Annotated in this window: 5 protein-coding genes and 1 pseudogene; 4 read left to right on the top strand and 2 right to left on the bottom strand. The window is 69.3% G+C overall.

What is annotated here, in order from left to right:
* Window positions 1-155: 155 nt before the first annotated feature.
* The 4 genes and pseudogenes from ACWGI8_RS33110 (at window position 156) to ACWGI8_RS33095 (ending at window position 3,403) form a co-directional block, all read left to right on the top strand.
* Window positions 156-1,466 (top strand): UDP-glucose dehydrogenase family protein, encoded by a 1,311-nt coding sequence (locus tag ACWGI8_RS33110; RefSeq protein ID WP_453666606.1) that lies wholly within the window; start codon window positions 156-158, stop codon window positions 1,464-1,466.
* Window positions 1,463-2,479, top strand: coding sequence for an RNA-guided endonuclease InsQ/TnpB family protein (locus ACWGI8_RS33105; RefSeq protein ID WP_453666605.1), 1,017 nt, complete (start codon window positions 1,463-1,465; stop codon window positions 2,477-2,479). Before ACWGI8_RS33110 ends, ACWGI8_RS33105 begins: the two co-directional genes overlap by 4 nt.
* Window positions 2,480-2,538: 59 nt before the next feature.
* Window positions 2,539-2,694, top strand: a pseudogene (locus ACWGI8_RS33100) (IS5/IS1182 family transposase); the annotation flags it as partial.
* A gap of 163 nt (window positions 2,695-2,857) precedes the next feature.
* The gene (locus tag ACWGI8_RS33095) at window positions 2,858-3,403 is read left to right on the top strand and encodes a GNAT family N-acetyltransferase (RefSeq protein WP_453666603.1); all 546 of its coding nucleotides are present in this window, start codon (window positions 2,858-2,860) and stop codon (window positions 3,401-3,403) included.
* A 96-nt stretch (window positions 3,404-3,499) separates the two neighbouring features.
* On the opposite strand, the gene ACWGI8_RS33090 is transcribed toward ACWGI8_RS33095, so the two are convergent.
* Both ACWGI8_RS33090 and ACWGI8_RS33085 read right to left on the bottom strand, forming a co-directional pair.
* Window positions 3,500-3,640, bottom strand: coding sequence for a hypothetical protein (locus tag ACWGI8_RS33090; RefSeq protein ID WP_453666601.1), 141 nt, complete (start codon window positions 3,638-3,640; stop codon window positions 3,500-3,502).
* A gap of 140 nt (window positions 3,641-3,780) precedes the next feature.
* A partial coding sequence (locus ACWGI8_RS33085) for a DUF2690 domain-containing protein (protein WP_453666599.1) occupies window positions 3,781-4,267 on the bottom strand: 487 nt, incomplete at its 5' end.

Here is a 4,267-nt window from a genome sequence, read left to right as displayed (position 1 = left end):
CCTCATACTGGGCGTATTCGGGCGATCCGACAACGCAGCGAGGTGCCGTAGCTGTCGTCGTGCGCCCGCCGGGGATTACGGGACAGCCCTTAGCCAGAGCCCGGCCCTGAGGCGGCCCACCACGACTCGACCTTACGGACAACAGGAGCATGCCCATGCGGTATCGCATGACGGTGATCGGCAGCGGCTATCTCGGCATCACCCACGCTGCATGCATGGCTGAGATGGGCCACCAGGTCCTCGGCCTGGATATCGACGCGGACAGGATTCGCCAACTCAACAACGGCGAGTTGCCCATCTACGAAGAGGGGCTGGAGGAGCTGCTGCGCCGGGGACTCGTGTCCGGCAACCTCCGCTTCACCACGTCCTACCAGCAGGCCGCCGAATTCGGCGACGTGCACTTTCTGTGCCTCGGCACTCCGCAGCAGAAGGGCGGATACGCGGCCGATGTCTCGCAAGTCGACTCAGCCGTCGACTCCTTGGCGCCGCATCTGGACAGACCATGCCTCGTCGTCGGCAAGTCCACCGTGCCCGTCGGCACGGCGGAACGGCTGGTCGGCAGGCTGCGGGACCTCGCCCCCGCCGACGATGTCGACCTGGCGTGGAACCCGGAGTTCCTGCGCGAGGGTTTCGCCGTCGAGGACACGCTCAGTCCGGACCGCATCGTCCTCGGCGTCCGCACCGAGCACGCCGAGGAGGTGCTTCGAGAAGTGTACGAACCGCTTGGTGGGATCCCCCTCGTAGTGACCGACTTCGCCACAGCAGAGCTGGTGAAGATTGCTGCGAACGCATTCCTGGCCACGAAAATCTCCTACATCAACGCGATGGCCGAGGTCTGCGAGGCCGCCGGCGCGGACGTCGTGCGGCTGGCCGAGGCGTTGTCCTTCGACAACCGCATCGGCGGGCGCTTCCTCAACGCGGGGCTCGGGATCGGCGGCGGCTGCCTGCCCAAGGACATCCGCGCCTTCATCGCCCGTGCCGATGAACTGGGAGTGGGCAGGGCACTGACATTCCTGCGCGAGGTCGACGCGATCAACATGCGTCGCCGTGCCCGCACGGTGGACCTCGCCCGCGAGCTCGCAGGCGGTTCCCTGAAGGGCCGCAACGTTGCCGTCCTCGGCGCGGCCTTCAAGCCGGACTCCGACGACATCCGCGACTCGCCCGCGCTCGACGTGGCCGTAGAGATTCAACGGCAGGGCGCTCTCGTTTCCGTCTACGACCCGGCGGCGTTGGACAAAGCGCGCAAGGCGTACCCCGACCTCAGCTACGCCACCTCGGCCGCCGAGGCGGCGAGCGGGGCGGACGTCCTGCTGCTGCTGACCGAGTGGCAGGAGTTCGTCGACCTCTCTCCCGAACGGCTCGGCACGACGGTTGCGGCACGCAACGTTGTCGATGGCCGCAACGCACTCGACTCGGCAGCCTGGCGGGCGGCCGGGTGGCACTACCGCGCTCTGGGCCGCCCATGACCGGCCGCACCGCCAAGGGCGAGCGGAGACCAGTTCTCAACGCCATCGCGAACTGCGGGCACCGCTGGTACGCGTCAGTGCTGTGCAAGGTGACCACCGAGCTGCCGGAGCGGCCCACCCGGCGCCAGCGCGAGCGCGGCCGCATCGGTGTCAACCTGGGCGACGAGCATCTCGCCGTTCTCTCGCAGCCCCTCGACCCGGACAACGCCGCAACAGCATTCGTGGCCCGCCGCCCGCGTCACCTGCGGCAGGCCGAGGACCGTCTGGCCAAGGCCCAGCGTGCCCTGTCACGTACCAAAAAGGGAGCAGTGAGACGGGACAAGGCCCGCAGCCGGGTGGCCCGGCTGCACCACGAAGCCTTCGTGCGACGAAGCACCGTGCTGCACGCGATGACCAAGCAGCTCGCCACCGGCTTCGCGGAAGTCGCCATCCAGGACCTCAACTTCACCGGGATGCCCTGGTCTGCCGGCGGCACAACCGATGCGCCGGGCCGCCTCGTCCGGCAGAAGGCCGGCCTCAACCGCGCAACCCTTGACACCGCTCGAGGTGAGCTACGCCGCCAGCTCACCTACAAGACTTCCTGGTACGGCTCCGCCCTCACGGCCCTGGACCGCTGGTGGCCTTCCAGCAAGACCTGCTCCGCCTGCGAATGGCAAAACCCACGCCTCACTCTCGCGGACAGGACGTTCCACTGCGGCAACTGCGCGCTGACGATCGACGGGGACCTGAACGCCGCCCGGAACATCGCCCGGCACGCTGTCATCACCCTTGCTGATCACCACGTCGCCCCTGGTCGAGGGGAGACACAAAACGCCCGCGGAGTATCCACAAGACCGTCCGGTCCTCGGGCCGGACGGCGGGACGCGATGAAACGGGAAGACACCGGCCCACGCAAACCGGTGCCACCTCAGCGGAGCGATCCGCTGACGCTCTTCACCCTCAACCCAACTGATCACGAGTCGGCAACACGACTCCTGACCGATGGTCAGGAAGGAGCCAGTTCGTGCTCGTGAGGAGCGACCGTGGACACTAAGACCGTGTCCTATATGACTAGTTGGCAGTTGTCCTGGGCATGGGCAGTGGACGATGGGGATGGATCGTTCCGGAGGGCCTGTGGGAGATCGCCAGGCCGTTGTTGCCGTCGGCTCGCGTGCGGCCGCAGGGCGGCGGGGTCGCGAACATTGATGACGAGGCGGTCTTCGCCGCGATCGTCTATGTGCTGGGTTCGAGCGCGTGAGCACAGGGTGGGGCAAGGAGTGGATACCAATCGGTGAGGAGGGACGTTTGGCTTGTCGAGCCCGGCTCCGTTGGTGAGGGTCAGGCTTCGGGCCGGTGGTTGATCGGTCGGCGAGTCTTGATCGCTTCTGAGCCTGCTGGCTAGGTTGGCCGGCATGACCGACCACAGAGCCCTCGCCTGGCCACCTGCCCCGATCAAGACCGAGCGGCTCGTACTCCGCGAGTCCGAGGCCCGGGACCGCGCGGCGGTCATCGAGCTGAACGCCTCGCCAGAGGTGGGCACCTACCTCGGTGGCCCTCGACCGCGTGCCGAGCTCGAACGCACGGTGCCCGAGGTGCCCGGGCGGCGCCCTGGCTTCTTCGTGGTCGAGCTCGACGGAGCGACGATCGGCACAATCCAGCTCGACCCGCAAGACCCCGAGCGTCCGGCTAACCGCCGGGAGGCCGGGGAGACCGAGCTCGGCTACTTGTTCCTGCCGGAGGCGTGGGGACGCGGGTACGCCACCGAGGCGTGCACAGCGGCACTCGACTGGTTTGTCGGCGCGCTTCCCGGTGAGCCGGTGGTGCTCTACACCCAGACCGCCAACGTCCGCTCGATGCGCCTCGCGGCGAAGCTCGGGTTCACCGAGCTGGAGCGGTTCGAGGCGTACGGCGCCGAGCAGTGGTTCGGCGTGTGGACTTCGGTCACGCCGTCTGCTTGAGCTCGTGCTCGGCAGCGCGGGTCCACGGCGCCGTGGCCTCGGCGCGGGCGACAGTCGAGTACGGCAGAGCCGCGCGAGGGCGACAGACGACTTGGACTACTGCTCAAGCGGTGTTTCGAGGAAGGCTCTGGCGGCGTTGGCGTAGCGGATCGCGGTGCGCTTGCTGATGCCGAAGACGGCGGCCAGGTCGTCGAGCCGTCGGGGATGGGCGCCGATGGCGATCCTGCGATCGGCCAACTCCGCATCGTCGCCTTGGGCCCAGGGGATGCGGCTACAGTCACGCCAAAGGGGCGCCGGAGCCACTGGCATTGGCTCCGGGCCCCCCTTTCAAACCAGCGCCTGAGCCTGGACAGGAAGGCGGACCCCAGGGCCCGGGATCACTGCTGAGGGGCTCCGGTGAGGCACTCCGGCGGGCTGCCGGAGGCCGCGTGCAGACAGGCGCGGGCCGAGGCCGGGCCCTCGGCCGCGGCCATCGGCGTCGAGCGGTACGCGGCGGCGTCGCTGGGTCCGGCGACCACGCGCTGAACGGGTCTGCCGGGAACGGTGAGTTCGACCCTGTCTCCCGCCCGCAGTCCCGTCGCACGCACCCACACCGCTCCGCAGGACTGCGCGTACCGGATCTGCAGCCGCTGTCCGCCGGTCGCGGTGCGGGCGCCGGCCGGGATCACCATCCCCGCGCCGCCGCAGGCCATGCGCACCGGGTCCTGCCCCTCGCACGCTAGGCCGGAGCAGCCGGGCAGACGCGGCGGGGAGGACTCGGCCGACGGCGCGGAGTCCGCGGACGCCGGGGGTCGCGCCGAGCCCTCGTCTCCCCGCGCGGCCAGTGCCGTCGTCACGGCGCCGGCCACCACCGCACCAGCGCAC

This window comes from Streptomyces sp. NPDC054841 (assembly GCF_053611045.1).
Note: the sequence above shows the minus strand (reverse complement) of the source record. Positions and strands in the feature narration are given on the sequence as shown.